A 13,804-nucleotide genomic window follows, 5' to 3' on the forward strand; every position below is an offset into this window, starting at 1 on the left:
GATCCAGCCTTATTTCTCCTCGGCCGCTGAAAGCAGCTTCCCGCCCGTGCGGCACAGGCTGAGACGAGGTGGATCACATGCATCTGGAGGCGTCGCCGTGAGCCGTGCAGCAGTTGTGTTTCCGGGAATGGGCCCGTCGAGGTTCGCCGATGTCGGCAGGTTCATGACCGTCAGCCCGTTCGCCCGGCGGAGACTGGCGGAGGCGGATGCCGCACTCGGGTACTCGCTGCTCGAAGCGCTGCGGTCCGGACCCGACGAGTACAGCGCCGCGCAGCAGATCGCCTTCCTGGTGAACTCCGTCGCGCTGGCCGACTGGATGGAGAAGTCGCTGGGCTTGCGCCCGGACCTGTGCGTCGGCTCGAGCTTCGGCGAGCGCGCCGCGGTCGCCTACTCGGGGGCCATGCCGTTCGCCGAGGTCGTCCGGCTCACCGCCGAGCTGGCGCGGTGCGAGCTGGACTACTTCCGGGAGGAGCACCGGGACCTGGTCAGCCAGCTGGTCGTGCGCACGCCCTCGGACCGGCTCGCCGACGTCCTCGCCACCATGTCGCGAGACGGCGAGTGGCACGAGATCTCCGGGTACTTCGACGACACCGTGCACCTCGTCACGATGCACGAGGAACACCTCGCGGCGTTCAAGGCGAAGATCAGCGACCGTGGCGGCTACTGCCTGACGACGATGCGTCCCGCGGCACATGCCCGCGTTCTGGCGCCGTTGCGCGCCCGGCTGCGAGAAGAAGTCCTGCGGAAGTTCTCCTTCACCTCGCCGGCGGTGCCGATCATCTCGGACCAGGACGGCTCGCTCCTGAGCGGAGGAGCCGAAGTCGGCGCGATGCTCGACGCGGCCACCGTCAGCCCGGTGCATTGGGGACACATCCACGACCGGCTGGTGAACGAGGGAATGACGAGGATCTGCGTGGCGGGTCCGGACTACCTGATCCACCGCCTGGACCTCCTGAAGAAGAACTTCGACGTGGTGACGGCCAGCCCGAAGGACGCCTTGAAGCCCCGTCGGCCCTCCCGGTGATCCCCTCGCGGGCACGCGTCGCGCCGTCCAGCGCATTCACCCACCGATCCGCAATTCCGTCGAACCGCTGAAACCCGACGAATCATCGAGGTCGCACAATGGGATTCACGTCGATTGTCACAGACGACGAGCCGGCACCAACCACGGGTTTGTCCCCCGACTTCCCCTTCGTCTACGACGAATGGCTCAGCCACCCGGCGGGACTGGGTGCGGTGCCACCGGATCGCCACGGCACCGAGATCGCCGTCATCGGCGGAGGGATCTCGGGCGTGGTGACCGCCTACGAGCTCATGAAGCTGGGTCTGCGCCCGGTGGTCTACGAGATCGAGCAGCTCGGTGGGCGGATGCGCACCGTGGGGTTCGAGGGCCACCCGGAGCCGAGGGCGGAACTGGGAGCGATGCGCTTCTCGCCGTCCGCCACGCTGTTCCACTACGTGAACAAGCTGGGCCTCAAAGCCGTGGCGTTCCCCAACCCGCTGGCCGAAGCCACTCCCAGCACGGTCATCAACCTGCGCGGCGAGACCCACTGGGCGCGCGGCCCCGAGGACCTGCCCCTGGCTTTCCAGCAGGTCTCGGACGCGTGGTCCAAGGCGCTGTACGAGAGGGCGGACCTGCCGGTCATGATGGGCGCGATGGAGCGCCGCGACGTCTCCGTGATCAAGGCCCTGTGGAACCGCACGGTCCGGGAGATGGAGAACCTGTCGTTCTACGGTTTCCTCGCCTCCACAGCGGCTTTCTCGTCGTTCGAGCAACGGGAGATCTTCGGCCAGGTGGGCTTCGGGTGCGGTGGCTGGGACACCGACTTCACCAACTCCGTGCTCGACGTCCTGCGAGTCGTCTACACCGAGGTCGGCGACAAGCAGTACCGGATCGTCGGCGGCAGCCAGCAGATCCCGACGGGGCTGTGGCACCACGAGCCGGACGACCTCGTGCACTGGCCCGCGGGCACCTCGCTCGCACGACTGCACGACGGGACACCGAGGCCCGGCGTGATCGGCATCGGCCGCGCCGCCGGCGGAACCGGGTACGTGATCGAGGACGTGTCCGGCGACGTGCACGAGTACCCGGTGGCCGTCTTCACCGCCCAGAGCTGGAACCTGCTGTCCCGGATCAAGTGCGACCCCGATCTGCTGCCGTCCGACCTGTGGACCGCGCTGGAACGAACGCACTACATGGGTTCGTCGAAGCTCTTCGTGCTGACCGACCGCCCGTTCTGGCGCGACCGCGACGAGACCGGCCGGGACGTCATGGGGATGACGCTGACGGACCGGCTGCCCCGGGGCGTCTACCTCTTCGACGACGGCCCGGACCAACCCGGTGTGATGTGCCTGTCGTACACGTGGAACGACGACTCCCTGAAGGTCGCCACCCTCACCGCCGAGGAAAGGCTGGAGGCGGTGCTGGCGTCCCTCGCCCAGATCTACCCGGACGTCGACATCCGCTCGCACATCATCGCGCCGCCGGTCGCGGTCACCTGGGAGACCGAGCCGAACTTCATGGGGGCGTTCAAGTCCAGCCTCCCGGGGCAGTACCGGTACCAGCGCGCCCTGTTCACCCACTTCATGCAGGACGGGTTGGACGAGAAGCACCGGGGGTTCCTCATGGCCGGCGACGACATCTCCTGGCTCGGGGGTTTCGCGGAGAACGCCGTGGGGACGGCCTTGAACGCGGTCTGGGGCGTGGTGCACCACCTCGGTGGCGCGACGCACCCCGACAACCCCGGCCCCGGTGACCTCTTCGACGAGCTGGCGCCGGTCGTCATCTGAGACACGTCCCAGGTCGTGGCCGCGGGTCCGGCCAGGACCTGGGACAGGTCTCAGTACAGCTCCGGACGCAGGTCGGCGAGGTAGGTGGTCTCGGCGCGGACCTCGGCGATCAGCGACAGGTCCACTTCGGACACCAGAAGCCCGTCCCGGGTCCCGGCGTCGATCGCGGCGACCCGGCCGTCCGGTCCCACGACCCTGGTGAGGCCGCAGTACTCCAGATCGTGTTCCCGTCCGGTCCAGTTGGTGTACGCGATGAACAACTGGCTCTCGTAGGCACGAGCCGGCACCACCGTCTCGGCGATGAACTGCCACGGGGCCATCAGAGCGGTCGGCACCACCAGGAGTTCGGTGCCGCGCAACGCATGTGCGCGAACCAGTTCCGAGAACTCGACGTCGTAGCAGATGATCAGGCCAACGGTCAGGCCGTCGAGGACGGCCTGGACGACGCCCGTTTCACCGGCGCTGAAGCTGGACCGGTCGATTTCGCCGAACAGGTGCGTCTTGCGGTACGCGGCCAGACGCGTTCCGTCGGCGTCGACCAGGCGCACGGAGTTGTAGACGCGTTCCCCGGCCAGTTCCGGCCAGCCGTGCGCGATCGCGATCCCGGCCTCGGCGGCGATGCGCGCGACTGCGCCGCACATCGGTCCGTCCTCCGGCTCGGCGAGCTCGCGCACCGTCCCGCTGCCGATGTTGTAGCCCGACAGCGCCATCTCCGGCGTGACCAGCAGCCGCGCGCCGGCCGCCGCGGCCTCCCTCGCGCGCACACGCAGACGGGCGAGAGCGCCGGCCACGTCCGAAGGGTGCGTGGAGGCCTGCCAACAGGCGATTCTCATCACGGATGTCCTCCTGCGCCGCACCACCGCGTCCGGCGCGGTGACGGCGGAGGGCGGCGGCGCGGTCAAGGTCGATGATCAGCCGATGTGCGTCTTGTGGAAGCCGCTGCGCGGACGCGGCGGACGAATCGTGGTCATGAGCGGACCGAAGACGAACCAGGCCGCGCCGGTGCCCGTCATGATCGGCATGGCGACCTTCCACATCACCTCGGTCTGCGCGGGCGTGCTCACGAAGAAGACCAACGCCGCCATGATGACGACCGAGATGAGCCACGCGACCGCGAACCGGCCGAACTGCTTCCACTCGTACCGCACCTTGGCCCGGCCGTACTTCGGCGGGGTGACGGGAGGCGGGCCGCCGGCGAAGCGGTGGTGGAAGCGCTGGTCGGCCCATCGCATGATGCCGTGCCCGAACCCGAGGGTGAGCCCGAGGTAGATGGCGGCCGCCGCGTGCGCCCACGTCGCCTCGCCACCCGAGCGCAGGTCGAACACCGTGACGACCAGCAGCACCACGTCCACGAGCGGTGTGCAGAGCAGCAGCGCGGCGCCGAGCCTGGGGCTCCGCATCGGATAGCGCACGACGAGCCCGGCGAGCAGGAAGACCCAGAACGCGATCTCGCACCCGATGATCAGTGCGAGGATCAGGTTGTCGCGGGCATGACCGAGGATGTCCACCATTCCTCGATCTTGACATCGCTATCTATTGTTTTTTTATCGTTCTATTCTTCCGCCATTCACTCCAGGAGAGCGGACGTTTCGCGAGCACCGAAGACGAGTGCCCCGTCGTCCTGCCCGCGGTGATCTCCTCGCGCGTCGCCCCGCCAGGCACTCCGCCGGAATGCGTTCCTCGGCGCGGAACCCGGCCCGAGCCACGAGGAAGTCTTCGCAGGACATCGCCGCGGCTCGGGCGAGTTGTCCTTAGTCGTAGCCGCGAACGTGCCCGTCCTCGTCGGCGAGAATCTCATATCCGTCCATGGCACCCTCCTCTCGACAATTCCCGGTCTCACAGGTCGGAGCTACTCGGCATGCCGCGGAAAGGAGCGGCTCAGCGCGGAACCGGACAGCCGCGACTCCGCGGGCGGGTTCGTCGGCCTCACCCTCATTCGCCGCAGTGCGATGTAACCCCGATCACATCATTCGACCCCGCTCGGCCATCAACCGACTATCGCTCCGCCATCGACGCGTTCGACGGTGCTCGGGCTCCCAGTCGCACACCTGCGGCGCGCGAGGACCAACGACCCCTCAGATCCGGCCGAGCAGGTGACGGGCGGCCTCGAAGTCGCGCTCCCCCACCAGGAACTCGCGCAGCGCCTGCTCCAGCTCGTCGCCGTGGATGGTGCCGTCACCGTCGTGGTCGAGCTCGCGCATGGCGGCGATCAGCTCGTGACGGCGCGGGCTGCGGTCGAGCAGGCGGGTGTACTCGTCCTGCCGCACCTCGCCGTTGCCGTCGCGGTCGATCAGCCCGCGGACCGTCGCCGCCACGGCGCCGCAGCCCCGTTCGCGGTCGGGCGGGCCGGGGTAGGCGCGCTCGGCCAGGGCCGCGTTGTACGCGGCGGCGGTCACGGAGCCGTCCACGGGCGTGCCGGTGGCCGTGGCCAGCTGTTCCCACCACGAGTGGAAGGCGTCGTGGACCGCGTCCTCGTCCTTCTGGTCCAGGTCGAGGTGGGTGCTGATCTCCCTGGCCATCGCGAGCAGGTCGCTCCACCGCAGCACGCCGTCGCCGCTCTGGTCGAGCACGGTCTCGAAGAACGACTCGGGGACGACCTCGGCCCGGCGCACCCCGGCCGCCCTGATCGACGCGGCGGCGATCGGCTGGTAGCGCCACGGCTTGGGCAACAGGTCGGTGACCATCCGCGCGGCGAGGTGCAGACCGTGCACCACGACATCCGCGCCGGGGACCGACGGCAGCCGCAGCCGTTCGCGGTACACCGGCGGCAGCGTGGCGGCGGTGGCCTGCACGGCGGCCGTGACCAACGCGAACCGCACCGGGGCCCAGACGAGTTCCGGGATCGGCAGGCCGGGCGGTGCCGGCACGCGGTAGATGCTGCCGGACAACAGGTCCCTGACGGTGGTGTTGTCCTCCAGCACCTCGGCCACCACCCGGTCGAAGTAGGTGCGGAACTCCTCCGGCGTCGCGGGCAGGTCCTCCTCGTGCAGGCCGAACTGCCGGCCGACCCGGCGCCACTCGTCGTAGAAGCGAGCGGTCTCCTCCGCCGACAACGGGTCTCCGCCGAGCCGCTGCATGGTCAGTACTGCCTCGAACAGGGTCAGGTGCACCCATGCCCTGGCCCTCGTGTCCCCCGCGTCGAACGCCCTGCCGTACCCGTCCTGCCCCTGCATCCGGCGGTGGAGACGTTCGAGGCGGGCGAGCTCACGGCGTTGTTCGGACGCACTGCCGTAGACGTAGGTGTGCAGGCTTTCGATGGTGCGGAACAACCTCCGCCACGGCCGCGCGTTGTAGACGGAGAACTCGGCGACGGCCGCTCCGACGGCCGGATGCGCGGACTGGAGAACCAGCGCGCGGTGCATCACCAGCAGGAACCGCCACTGCCCGAGACGTTCCCATGTGCTCGATCCCGGTCCCAGCGCCACTTCGACAGTCATTGCGCCGAAGCTAGTCGTGGCGCCGGGACCGCAGACCGGTCTCGCCCCGGGATTCACCTCATGCGGTGGCGGAATCCACCCGCTCGATGCAGAGGTGGATCACCGCCGGTAGATCCCGAACTCGTACAACGAGTAGCCCCACCCGGTTGCGCGCTGCGTGGCGTGCAGGCGGACGTACCGGCCGGTCGCCGTCACGTCGACCGAGTCCACACCACCGTTGCCCGACGTCGTCCCGTACGCGGTCCGCCAGCTGCTGCCGTCGTCGGACACCTGGATCTCGTAGGCGCGGCCGAAAGCGCCCTCCCACACCAGGTGCACGTGCTGGAAGGTGGTGACGGCGCCGAGGTCGACCCTGACCCACTGCGGGTCGGACCAGTCGGTGGCCCAGCGGGAGGCGGCGTCGCCGTCCACGGCGTTGGACGGCGGGTAGGGGGCGCCGTCGCCGGCCTGCTGGTACGACGAGGCGGTCACGGGCTTGCCCCGCGCCACGTCCACGCCGGCCGGCTGCGGTGCGACGACCCGCACCGACCGGGTCTCGATGCCGATGTTGCCCCGGCCGTCCTCGGCCAGGACGTAGACCTTCCACACGCCCAGGCGGTCGGGAGCCGTGACGGTGAGCCGGTTCCCGGCGACCCGCACCGGAGTTCCGGCGAGACCGCCGCTGTCGTCGATGTACCTGCTGTTGAACGCGGCCGACCAGGTGAGCGCGTCCCCCTCCGGGTCGGAGGCCGCGACGTCGATGGTCAGCGGGGCGCCCGCGGCGACGGTCCGCGGCACCGCCATCGACGAGATCACCGGCGGGGTGTTGGCCGGGGTGGCGCCGCCGAACGCCCGTTGCACCGCGTAGAACGAGAGCCGCTTCTTGCCCGCGGGCGTCAGGTTGAACCAGACCGCGCCGAAGTCGTGCTCGGTGCCGTAGTGGAAGAGCGTGCCGCCGAAGGAGACCCCGGTGTGGCCGGTGATGCAGTTCCACGCCTGCGTGTAGCCGTCGCGCTTTTGCACGTCGGTCGGTTCCGCCGGAACGCCGTTGGCGTCGTCCGGCACCTCCCACTCCCCCGCCGGGCCCGCCTCGGTGAGGAGGTACGGCTTGGTGTGGCCGCCGGAGATCCAGTCCTGGCGCACCTGGCAGACGTTGCCGTAGGAGTTGACCGAGTACAGGTCGAGGTCCGGGGTGTGCGCCTTCAGGTACGCCCACGCTCCGGTCCACGCGTCCGTGCTCGTCACGGGGTGGTTGGCGTCGATGGTGTGGATCGCCCGCGCGGCCTCGTTGAGGTACCGGGCGTAGGCGACGCGCTGGTTCTCGAGCTCGGCGCCGGAGTAGCAGTTCTGCAGGCCGAGGAGGGACTCGTTGCCGACGTTCCACAGGAGCACGCCGGGGTGGTCCCGGTAGGTCGTGACCCAGTGGCGGATCTGGCCGAGCACGTCGTTCTTGTAGGCGGTGTCGGTGACGTAGTCGACGCAGCCGCCCGAGCCGGGACCGCCGCCGGGTTGCAGCCAGAAGCCGTTGACGACGCGCAGCCCGTGGGCCGCGGCGGCGTCGAGCAGCGGGCGGGTGGAGGCGTCCGTGCCCCAGGTGCGCAGGGTGTTGACGCCCATCGACGTCAGCTCCGGCATGTACCGGGCGGCGTCGGCCGCGGGTGGCCCCCAGGTCAGGCCCTTCACCGTCCACGGCCGGCCGTCGACCGTGAGCCGCCAGTCGCCTTGCGAGCCGGTGACGTGCACGCCGCTGCCCGGGACGCCCGGGGCTTGCGTGCCGTGGACGCGGAACTCCCAGAGCGAGACGCCGTAACCGCCGGCGCGCTGGGTGGTGTGCACGCGGACGTACCGGCCGGTGCCGGTGACGTCGTAGCCCTGCCGACCGCCGGCCGCCCCGGTCACGGAGCGGATGGTTTGCCACGTGTCGCCGTTCGCGGAGACCTGGATCTCGAACGCCGTGGCGTACGCGGACTCCCAGTCGAGCTCCACGCGCGTCAGCGACGAGGAGGCGCCGAGGTCGACCCGCAGCCACTGCGGGTCGCTCCACGCGCTGGACCAGCGCGTGCCGCCGTCACCGTCGACCGCCGCCGAGGCGGGGGTGCCGCCGTTCTCGGTCGACGACGCCACCGCGGGTTTGCCTTCGGAGAGCGGAACGGGCGCGGCCTGCGCCGGGGTCACCGCCAGAGCGAGCAGCACGGCGAGCACCGTGCCGACGGAGCGGACGCGAGCCATCGCGCCTCCTGCCACAGGTAGGGATGTAGGAGGAGAGCGCTCTCACAGCCCTGCCGTCGAACGGTACGACCAGACGCAGGCGGTGTCAAAAGAACCGGTCTTGACACCACGCGCGGCCGAGCGGGACGCTGAGTGGGAGAGCGCTCTCCAGGCCGGTTCCCACATCGGCAGGAGGACACAGGTGTCCAGAAAACTCAGCGCGACGGCGATGTCGGCTGCCCTGGTGGCAGCGGTCGTCGTGGTGGCGACGCAGTCGGCGCGGGCCGACGACCTCGTCACGCACCACGAGTTCCAGGCGAACTGCTCGGTCACGACGCACCTCCCGGACGACCCGATCGTCTTCCCGGGACTGCCGGGCGCGTCGCACCTCCACACGTTCCTCGGCAACAGCTCCACCAACGCCCGCAGCACCAACGACTCGCTCAAGGCGGGGCAGACCAACTGCAGGACGCCGGACGACAGGTCCGCGTACTGGTTCCCGTCGGTCCTCAACGGCGACCAGGTGGTGCCGCCGGACTTCCCGCAGGTCATCTACTACAAGTCCGGCATCCTGAGGTACCAGGACGTCGTGCCGTTCCCGCCGGGCATCCGGTTCGTGGTCGGCAGTCCCTCGGCGTCGCAGGAGGAGTTCCGCACGGCACCGGGCGCTGTCGAGGGCTGGGAGTGCGGCGACAGCTTCCACAACTGGGACATCCCGGCGCACTGCCCGCCCGGCAGCCAGCTCAACGTCCGCTACCAGGCGCCGAGCTGCTGGAACGGCCGCGACCTCGACTCCGCGGATCACAGGTCCCACATGGCCTACCCCGACCGCGCCACGCTGGTCTGCCCGCCGTCGCACCCCGTCGCCGTGCCGATGATCGAGTTCAAGATGGCGTTCCCGGTGTCCGGTGACATGTCGCGCGTCCGGCTCTCCAGCGGCCGCGGCTACACCTGGCACTACGACTTCATGAACGCCTGGGACGCGCCCACGCAGGCCGCGCTGGTCCGCCACTGCGTCAACGGCGGCCTGCAGTGCGACCCGCGCGGGTACGACCTGTACAAGCCCCACCGGGGAGCCGCGCTCGGACCGGACTACCGGTTGCCGCGGTAGAGGACGAGCATCCCGGGGCGCGTGTCCGCGCCCTGGGATGGTCCGCGTCCCGGGATGGTCTGCGTCCCGGGATGTTCTGGGTCGGCGGTGGACCGCTACGCGGCGGGCACCAGCACGATCGCGTTGATCTGCGGCTGGTTCACCGCACCGCGCACGAGGCCGACGCGCACCTTGCCGTCCGCGTCGGCCGTGACGGCGAAGTCCTTCTCCACGCCGAAGGCGGTCAGAGGGGCGTCCGCTCCTGCGGCGACGGCGGTCCCAATGATGTCGAAGTCGCTCAGCACGCGCTGACCGTTCACGTCGACGTCGAAGATCCGCTGGCCGGGACGGGTGAAGTACCAGTCGAGGAAGTACAGCCGCAGCTCGTACGACGCGCCCGCGGTCAGGCCGGTGAGCTCGTAGGACGACTCCAGGTACCGCGAGGTGTTCCAGAGCGAGCTGTCGATCCGGTTCCGGACGGTGCGGCTGAAGACCACGTTCGACCGCTTGTCCGCGGGCTTGGTGTCCACAAGACCGCCGACGCCGATGTCACCGGGACCGCCGGCGTCCACCAGGACGGGGTCGGCCGCCAGCGAGACCTGCGCCGTGCCGAGCAGCAGAGCGGCCGCCGCGGCGGTCGCCGCGACCACCCGGATGAATTTGCGCATGCGTGAAGAGCACCACCTTGTTCGAGTTCAACGGAAAGTTCGGCGTCGATGCCAATGTCGTGCAGCGGCGCGTGAGAGCGCTCTCACACGCCTGATCCGCGATGTTACGAACCACCTCGGCCGCTGTCAAACGACCGTTCTACGCGCTAGAACCCCAGACGTGGCAACGGTCAGCGCCGCATCGGTGCCGCCCGTGAAGTCGCAGCTCCCGACGAAGCCGAGGACGGCGCACAGGGGCAGGCCGCTGCCCGCCCCTGTGCGCCGCGTGTCCGATGCCCGGCGGAGAGCGGGTGCTCTCAGATCAGGCTCACGGGTAGTTCACCAGGTAACGGACCTGGGTGGTGGCGTCCGCCGCGCCACCGACACCGTTGATGACGTTGGCGATGGTGCCCACGCCGCCCAGCGACACCGCCACGAGGTGCGTGAACCGCACACCGGGCCGGTTCGGCGCCTCGAACGCGTTGTCCGTGACCACGCTCGGGTTCGCCTGGTTGAAGCAGTACACGCCGACGCCGAACGCCTGGTGCGTCGTCACCGAGTCGGCCACCTTGTAGCCGGCCCAGCCCCGCTTGGACCCGTTCATCCACGCGGCCTGGTTCGGCGGGTCGTACGGCAGCTCGTTCTGGTACAGGTAGACGCGGCCGCCGTTGCCGTTCCAGATCAGGTTGTGCTGCTGGTAGTGCTCGACGAACAACCCGTACGCGGTGACGTTGTCGCCGTTGACGACCACGCCGTTCTGGCCGGGGTTCGCGGTCCAGCCGACACCCTCGCCGTGGTCGGCCCGCCACACCCACGTGTGGTCGATCAGCGTGTCGCGGCTGTTGACGCGCATGCTGACCGTCGCCTTGCCCGCCTGCGACCCGCCGACGCGCAGGTACACGTCGTGCAGCGAGGTCGGGTTGGCCGCGTGGGAGTTCGCGCCGGAGTCACCGATCTCCAGCAGCACCGGGGAGTTCTGCACGCCCGCGTCGACGAGGAACCCGGCCAGCCTGACACCGTCCACATCGGACGTCGTCAGCGCGGCCCTGCCCGTGGTCGGCGTCAGCGTCGCGAGGCCCAGACCCAGGACGACGGTGTTCGGGCGCGTGACCCGGATGGTGTCGTCGAGCTGGTGGACGCCCGGCGTGAGCAGCAGGTGCTTGCCCTGCTGCAACGCCGCGTTGATCGTCGCGGCGGGGGTGCCGGGCCTGACGATGAAGAAGTCCGCGAGCGACACCGACGAACCGGGGTTGCCGTTCTCCCAGCTCGTGCCGCGCGAGTTCTGGCGCAGCGCGGGCAGGAAGACCCGGTACTCCCCCGAGCCGTCGAGGTACAGGTACGGCTTCTCGCGCGTCACCGGCGAGGTGTCGACGGTGGTGTGCGACGGGTTCGGGAAGTGGTTCGCGGGTGCGCCCTGGGTGCCGGCGAACACCATGTTCCACACCGAGCCCGACCAGCCGCCCGCCAGGTTGCTGTTGCGGGTGAGGAACTGCTGCTGCGAACCGGACACCACGACGCCGTCGATCTTGCTGTCCACGATCAGACCACCGCTGGCCCAGCCGTCGTAGCCGTTCCACAGGTGCGCCTGGCCGCGCAGGTGCATCCGCCGGTACGCGGTGGCCTGCGAGACCGCCCAGCGCTCGATCTGGTTGGCGGGCAGGGTGACCGAGAGGTTCTCGGTGCCGCGCCAGAAGTTCTGCGTCGCGTTCCCGAGGTTGTTCGGGTCGTCGCCCTGCTGCAGCCAGTCGGCCTCGACCCGGATGTGGCCGTTGATGTTCACGTCGTCGGGCATCAGCCCGAGACCGGCGATCTGCGTGTAGAACCGCAGGTTCACGTCGGCGTTGTAGGTGCCGGGCTTGAACAGCACGGCGTAGCGCTGCGGCCCGAACTGGTTGGTCTTCATCTGCGCGGCGATCGAGTCGAGCCGCGACTGCATCTCCGGCTGCGACGAGCCCGGCCCGTAGACGAACACGTTCGGCCCGAAGTCGGGGTTGCGCGGGTCGGTCGGCGTCACGCCCGGTGTGTCGGGCGTGGTGGCGAAGACCCCCAGCTCCCACAGCGAGTAGCCCCAGCCTGTGGCGCGCTGGGTGCCCAGCACCCGCACGTACCGGCCGGACCCGGTGACGTCGAGCGACTGGGTGCCGCCCGTGCTCGTCGTGGTCGAGTAGACGTCACGCCACGAGTTCGCGGCGGCGGTGTCCGACACCTGGACCTGGAAGGCCTTGCCGTACGCGCCCTCCCAGCTCAGGGAGACGCGGCAGAGCTGCTGGGTGGAGCCGAGGTCGACCTGGAGCCACTGGGGGTCCGAGAACTGAGACGACCAGCGGGTGCCCGCGTTGCCGTCGACGGCGGCGGACGCCGGTGTGCCGCCGTTCTCGGTGGAGGACGCGGTGGCCGGGCGGTGGAGAGCGACGTTGCCGGTGCCGCAGGCGGCCGCACCGGCCTGCGACGCAACACTGACTGAGGTCACCGAACACAGAGCGGCAGCGGCGAACGCGGCGGCCCTGGACAGGGTCGAGCCCATGATCCTGCCTGACGGGGAGGGGCTGAAAGCCTTGGACAGGGGCGTGAGAGCGCTCTCCCAAGGGACGTTAACGCCGGGTGCCGACCAGGTCAATCACGCGGAGGCCCGTACGACGAGTTCCGGTTCGAAGATGACGGATCTCGGTCGTTGTCCCGGTTTTTCCAGGTCCGCCAGCAGCAGTGCGGCCATCTCCGCGGCCATCCGCTCGACCGGCTGCCGGATCGTGGTGAGCTGCGGCCGACAGGCCAGGGCGGGCGCGCTGTCGTCGAACCCGATCACGGCGACGTCGTCGGGGATGCGCAACCCGTGCGCCTGCAACACGTCCACGGCCGCCTGCGCCATCAGGTCGTTCGCGGCGAACACGGCGTCGAGGTCGGGGCACTCGGTCAGCAGCCGCTGCATCGCGGTGGCGCCGCTCTCGAACGTGAACCCGCCCTCCGCGCTCGGCACGTACGGGAACCCGTGGCGGGCCATGGCGTCGCGGAACCCGGCGTGCCTGTCCTGGCTCGCCAGGACGTCGAGCGGCCCGGAGATGGTGGTGGTGTTGTACCGCCCCGCGGCCACGAGGTGGTCGGCGGCCATCCTGCCGCCCGCGCGGTGGTCCATGTCGACGTAGCTGACCGGCATCGGCCGGCCGGGCCGCGCGTAGAGCACCGAGGGGACGCCCGCGTCCAGCAGCCGGGCGGGCAGCGGGTCGACGGGGTGGGTGGAGACCAGCAGCGCGCCGTCGGCGCTGCCCTGCCTGAGGAACTCGACGACCTCGGTCCGCGCCGGGTCGGAGTCGGCGAGCATGAGCACGGGGTGGACGCTGTGGCCGCGCAGGAAGTCGACCACGCCCGCCGTCACGCGCCCGAAGAACGGGTCGGTGAACACGTCCGATCCCCCGCCGGCACCGGAGATCACCAGGGCCACCGTGCCCGTGCGCCGGGTGACGAGAGACCGGGCCGCGCGGTTGGGCGTGTACCCGGTCTGCTCGATCGCGTTGCGCACCGTCTCCTGGATGCCGGGGTCGACGTTCCGCGTGCCGTTGACGACACGGGAGACCGTCGCGCGAGACACTCCCGCGACTCGCGCGACGTCCTCCAGCGTGGGCGCAACCTTGCTCATGCCACGGTTCTACCACGCCGGA

10 protein-coding genes are annotated in these 13,804 nt (G+C 70.0%); 3 read left to right on the forward strand and 7 right to left on the reverse strand.

Annotation, left to right across the window (positions count from 1 at the left end; genetic code table 11):
• The first annotated feature begins 127 nt into the window (after positions 1–127).
• Together BLQ91_RS12080 and BLQ91_RS12085 are read left to right on the forward strand one after the other, a co-directional pair.
• Positions 128–1,024, forward strand: a complete 897-nt coding sequence (locus BLQ91_RS12080) for an ACP S-malonyltransferase (protein ID WP_090096896.1) — start codon at positions 128–130, stop codon at positions 1,022–1,024.
• A 98-nt stretch (positions 1,025–1,122) separates the two neighbouring features.
• Positions 1,123–2,790 (forward strand): flavin monoamine oxidase family protein, encoded by a 1,668-nt coding sequence (locus BLQ91_RS12085; RefSeq protein WP_090096897.1) that lies wholly within the window; start codon positions 1,123–1,125, stop codon positions 2,788–2,790.
• A 50-nt stretch (positions 2,791–2,840) separates the two neighbouring features.
• On the opposite strand, the gene BLQ91_RS12090 is transcribed toward BLQ91_RS12085, so the two are convergent.
• The 4 genes from BLQ91_RS12090 to BLQ91_RS12105 all read right to left on the reverse strand — a co-directional run bounded on the left by BLQ91_RS12090 (position 2,841) and on the right by BLQ91_RS12105 (position 8,435).
• Positions 2,841–3,623 (reverse strand): carbon-nitrogen hydrolase family protein, encoded by a 783-nt coding sequence (locus BLQ91_RS12090; protein ID WP_090097213.1) that lies wholly within the window; start codon positions 3,621–3,623, stop codon positions 2,841–2,843.
• Between the two features lie 78 nt (positions 3,624–3,701).
• A complete protein-coding gene (locus tag BLQ91_RS12095) occupies positions 3,702–4,301 on the reverse strand; it encodes a hypothetical protein (RefSeq protein ID WP_218130245.1) in 600 nt (199 codons plus the stop codon).
• Positions 4,302–4,865: 564 nt separating this feature from the next.
• Positions 4,866–6,227 carry an oxygenase MpaB family protein gene (locus BLQ91_RS12100; RefSeq protein ID WP_090096898.1) on the reverse strand — a complete coding sequence of 454 codons (1,362 nt, stop codon included), beginning with the start codon at positions 6,225–6,227 and terminating at the stop codon, positions 4,866–4,868.
• 99 nt (positions 6,228–6,326) lie between these two features.
• Entirely contained in the window at positions 6,327–8,435 is a 2,109-nt protein-coding gene (locus BLQ91_RS12105; RefSeq protein WP_090096899.1) for a discoidin domain-containing protein, read from the reverse strand.
• Between the two features lie 181 nt (positions 8,436–8,616).
• Here BLQ91_RS12105 and BLQ91_RS12110 point away from each other — a divergent pair, with 181 nt between their 5' ends.
• Complete coding sequence (locus BLQ91_RS12110) at positions 8,617–9,525, forward strand: DUF1996 domain-containing protein (protein ID WP_245733359.1); 909 nt, start codon at positions 8,617–8,619, stop codon at positions 9,523–9,525.
• Positions 9,526–9,620: 95 nt separating this feature from the next.
• Here the strand turns inward: BLQ91_RS12110 and BLQ91_RS12115 are convergent, their stop codons facing one another.
• From BLQ91_RS12115 to BLQ91_RS12125, 3 genes are all read right to left on the reverse strand, one after another.
• Positions 9,621–10,172, reverse strand: a complete 552-nt coding sequence (locus tag BLQ91_RS12115; RefSeq protein ID WP_090096901.1) for a malectin domain-containing carbohydrate-binding protein — start codon at positions 10,170–10,172, stop codon at positions 9,621–9,623.
• A gap of 307 nt (positions 10,173–10,479) precedes the next feature.
• On the reverse strand, positions 10,480–12,675 hold the full coding sequence (locus tag BLQ91_RS12120; RefSeq protein ID WP_090096902.1) for a discoidin domain-containing protein: 2,196 nt from the start codon (positions 12,673–12,675) through the stop codon (positions 10,480–10,482).
• 93 nt (positions 12,676–12,768) lie between these two features.
• Positions 12,769–13,782, reverse strand: a complete 1,014-nt coding sequence (locus BLQ91_RS12125; protein ID WP_090096903.1) for a LacI family DNA-binding transcriptional regulator — start codon at positions 13,780–13,782, stop codon at positions 12,769–12,771.
• Between the last annotated feature and the right edge of the window lie 22 nt (positions 13,783–13,804).

It is taken from the genome of Lentzea jiangxiensis (genome assembly GCF_900104175.1).
Taxonomy (GTDB): Bacteria; Actinomycetota; Actinomycetes; order Mycobacteriales; family Pseudonocardiaceae; genus Lentzea; species Lentzea jiangxiensis.